At 38.4% G+C, this 3820-nt stretch carries 4 protein-coding genes; 3 read left to right on the top strand and 1 reads right to left on the bottom strand.

Translation table 11 applies throughout. From position 1 onward, the window contains the following. Nucleotides 1-691, bottom strand: a 691-nt coding sequence (locus Q0212_RS12605; protein WP_297926054.1) for a POTRA domain-containing protein, incomplete at its 3' end; no start/stop codon positions are given. A 131-nt stretch (nucleotides 692-822) separates the two neighbouring features. Here Q0212_RS12605 and Q0212_RS12610 point away from each other — a divergent pair. From Q0212_RS12610 to Q0212_RS12620, 3 genes are all read left to right on the top strand, one after another. Further along, nucleotides 823-2706: an MFS transporter gene (locus tag Q0212_RS12610; protein ID WP_297926056.1), complete on the top strand. Its 1884-nt coding sequence runs from the start codon at nucleotides 823-825 to the stop codon at nucleotides 2704-2706. Beyond that, nucleotides 2706-3053, top strand: a complete 348-nt coding sequence (copC, locus tag Q0212_RS12615) for a copper homeostasis periplasmic binding protein CopC (protein ID WP_297926058.1) — start codon at nucleotides 2706-2708, stop codon at nucleotides 3051-3053. The genes Q0212_RS12610 and copC overlap by 1 nt, the downstream gene beginning before the upstream one ends. After that, the coding region (locus Q0212_RS12620; RefSeq protein ID WP_297926060.1) for a CopD family protein at nucleotides 3050-3820 on the top strand (771 nt) is incomplete at its 3' end. The genes copC and Q0212_RS12620, both read left to right, overlap by 4 nt.

Genomic DNA, 3820 nt, shown 5'->3' on the forward strand with positions numbered 1-3820 from the left:
TAAAAGGGACAAACTTTGCCAACAAAGCCAAATCGACAGGCAACTCCCCTTGATTAACACCGCTAAAAAAAGTTTGGCCAAACTTATAACGATTACCACTATCATAAGTAAGATTAATAGTGGCCTGTTGGCTTGGCTGCTCAACAATCACTTCATGACTCAGCCATTTGGCATCAAAATATCCTCTATCTAAAGCCATATTTTGTAATAATGCTTTAGTATTTTCGTATTTGCCGTGATGCAGAATTTGACCTTCTTTGAGAGGAATCGTTTCGCGTAAGGCCGTAAAAGCAATATCGTTACTCGCCTCACCTTGATACTGCAAATTAATCTTAGCAATTATTACAGGTTGATTGGCTTTGATGATTAGTAAAACACCTTTATCTTTTTGGCTAACTTTAATCTCTGGTTGATAATAGCCGACTGACTCTAAGGCTTCTCGACTTGATTTGCGAATGCGTGCTTGAGTTTCACGCCATTGTTGCAAATCTTCCTGTGTTAATTCACCAATATAAGCTTCAACATTGGTCTTAATTTCACCAGACACCCCTTCTATGCTTAACTTAATTTTTTCATCAGGTTTGGTGAATTGTGAGACATAATTTTCTAATTCAGAAAAACGATTATCGGCAGCATTTGCCACCGTGACAAATAAGGATAAAACAAAAACAGGTGACCAATGTCTCTTCATCTACACACAATCCTAAAAAACTCACCTAATCATACCGAGAATTACACAACTATAGCTTGCCTATCATCGCTATAGTTACAAAACGTCGTCAAAATGTTAGTCTAAAACTAAAATAACTACGGATAGACACTATGTCACATAATCAATTTGATCTTTTAAAAACTCGCCGCTTTTTACCTTTTTTTAGCACTCAATTTTTAGGTGCATTTAACGATAATGTTTTTAAACAAAGTCTAATTATCTTATTGGCCTTTAATGCTGCCAGTATGACCGATCTTCCTGCGAGCACTTTAGCCAATTTATGTGCAGGATTATTTATTCTGCCATTTTTTTTATTCTCAGCAACGGCTGGCCAACTGGCTGATAAATACGAAAAAACCAAATTAATCAAAATTATAAAAGGAGCTGAAATTGTCATTATGCTGTTAGCGGCGATTGGCTTTCATTTTCAGCAATTATGGTTATTACTCACCGCCCTATTTTTAATGGGTACACACTCCACCGCTTTTGGCCCAATTAAATACGCCATTTTGCCGCAAGCTTTAACCAAAAATGAGTTAGTCGGTGGCAATGCCTTAGTCGAAATGGGGACTTCTTTAGCGATTTTGTTTGGCTCAATGTTAGGTGGCTTTTTAATTGCCATTAAGCCTGATGGTAAAGAATTAGTGTCATTCACCGTGTTGGCCATTGCTGTTTTAGGTTTTATCACCTCTTGGCGTATTCCTAAAGCAGAATCGAGTAACCCTGATTTAAAAATAAACTGGAATCCCATTAGCGAAACATGGCGTAACTTTCAATTTATTAAACAAAATCGCACGATTTTATTGTCTATTTTGGCGATTTCGTGGTTTTGGTTTTATGGCGCAACGTTTTTAACGCAAATTCCCAATTACACCAAAACAGTTTTAGGTGGGGATGAACACGTTGTCACCTTTTTGTTAACGGTGTTTTCGGTAGGCATTGCCATTGGTTCATTATTGTGTGAGCGTTTATCGGATAAAAAAGTGGAGCTGGGTTTAGTGCCATTTGGCTCTATTGGTTTAACCTGTTTTGGCGTGGATTTATATTTTGCCACGCACGGCTTACAACCTGAAACCACTCAAACATTTAGCCATTTTATTGCCGATAGCACTCATCAACGAGTGATTTTTGATTTATTAGGCATTGGTATTTTTGGTGGTTTTTATATTGTTCCGTTGTATGCCCTAATTCAAGCACGTTCAGAGCCGAGTCATCGGGCGCGGATTATTGCAGGCAACAATATTGTTAATGCTTTTTTAATGGTGTTATCTGCGGCCTTAGCGATTGTCGTTTTATCCGTGTTTCATCGTAGCATTTCTGAGTTATTTTTAGTTACTGCCATTTTAAGTGCAGTTGTTTCACTTTATATTTATACGGTGATTCCTGAATTTTTTATGCGCTTTTTGGTGTGGATTTTCTTGAGTTTCTTTTACAAAATCAAAAAAAACAATTTGCAGCATATTCCCGAAGAAGGTGCTTGTGTTTTAGTTTGTAATCATGTCAGCTTTTATGATGCCTTAATTTTATCGGCTGCGATTCGCCGTCCACCACGTTTTGTTATGTATCACACCATTTTTAAAACGCCGATTCTTAGCTTCATTTTTAGAACGGCTAAAGCGATTCCTATTGCCCCTGCTAAAGAAGACCCTGCCTTATTAGAAAAAGCATATGCAGATATTGCCCAAGCCTTAGCAGAAGGTGAAGTGGTTTGTATTTTCCCTGAAGGACGGATTACCGATACGGGCGAGATGTACCCATTTAAAAATGGTATCATGAGAATTATTGAACAAACGCCTGTGCCTGTCGTACCGATTGCTTTACGTGGTATGTGGGGCAGCATTAGTAGTCGCAAAGATGGTGCAGCATTTAGTAAACTACCCCGTCGCTTTCGCTCACCTGTTGAAGTGAATGTGGGTATGCCTGTGATGCCTAGTCATGTTAGCCCTGAGTTATTACAAAGCAAAGTTGCCGAATTACGAGGAGACTGGAAATAATGCGTTTATTAGCACTGGTAGTTTGTTTATTAGCATTACAACAGCCACAACTTGCATTGGCTCATGCCAAACCTCAAGTCCAAAGCCCTACGGCTAATTCAGTAGTATCAGAAGTTAAAGAAATTCGTTTGCAATTTAGTGAACGCCTAGAGCCAGCTTTTTGTACACTCAATGTCTTTAGTGAAGACGGCAAAAAACTGATTTTAGATAAACCTCAAATTAATGATAAAACGCTAGTTGTGCCTTTGCCTGATAATTTAGCCAAAGGCCGTTATACCGTGAAATGGTCGGTGGTCTCAGTAGACGGTCATCGCACAAAAAGTAGTTATCAGTTTACTTTTAAATGAATGAATTGTTCTCCGAGTTGCTAGAGCCAAGTCTATTAACTTTAGTTTATGGTTGTTTAGCAATCAGTGCAGGATCAGCCATTTGGTCACTGATTGTTAAAGACTGGCCTTGGCTCAAGAGCGCACAATATGCTGTTTATGGCTTAATGGTGTTATTGCCTTGTTATTTATGGCAAATCACCGTTGAGCTAACTGATACTGACTGGCCAAACTTTTTTAACTCTGCTTATTTAGTTATCAGCCAATCCAATTTAGGGCAAATGTGGCTATTAATGTGTTTTGCACAATTATTTGCTGTGTTTGCTATTTTTTATCGCTGGTCAACAAACTATTATCAACAAATTAGCCTTTTATTGGCGATGTTTGTCTATTCCCTTGCGCGTTCGGCTAGTGGCCATGCTGCCGAAGCAGGTTTATTAGGCGGTGCGGTGTGGATTCACGCCATTCATATTATGGCTGCTTGCGTGTGGTTAGGTTTAATTATTTGTTATCTATCAAGCCTGAATTACAGCAAAAATAACTTAGTCTATAACACCCAACAACTCTCCGAATTGGCGACACTCTGTTTAATGGCTTTAGTGTTAACAGGTGTTGCTGATAGTTTAAGAGTTTATCAATTAGCTGATAACTTTTGGCAATCCAATTACGCTAAAATTTTATTTCTAAAACTCGCTATTATTGCTGTTGCTTTAGGCTTAGCCGCGACTAATCGCTTTTATACTTTGCCGCGTTTGGCAAATAAAGCATCGCTTTTTTATTGGCTTGTT

The sequence above is a fragment of the uncultured Agitococcus sp. genome, assembly GCF_937920075.1.
In the GTDB taxonomy this organism is placed as follows: Bacteria; Pseudomonadota; Gammaproteobacteria; order Pseudomonadales; family Moraxellaceae; genus Agitococcus.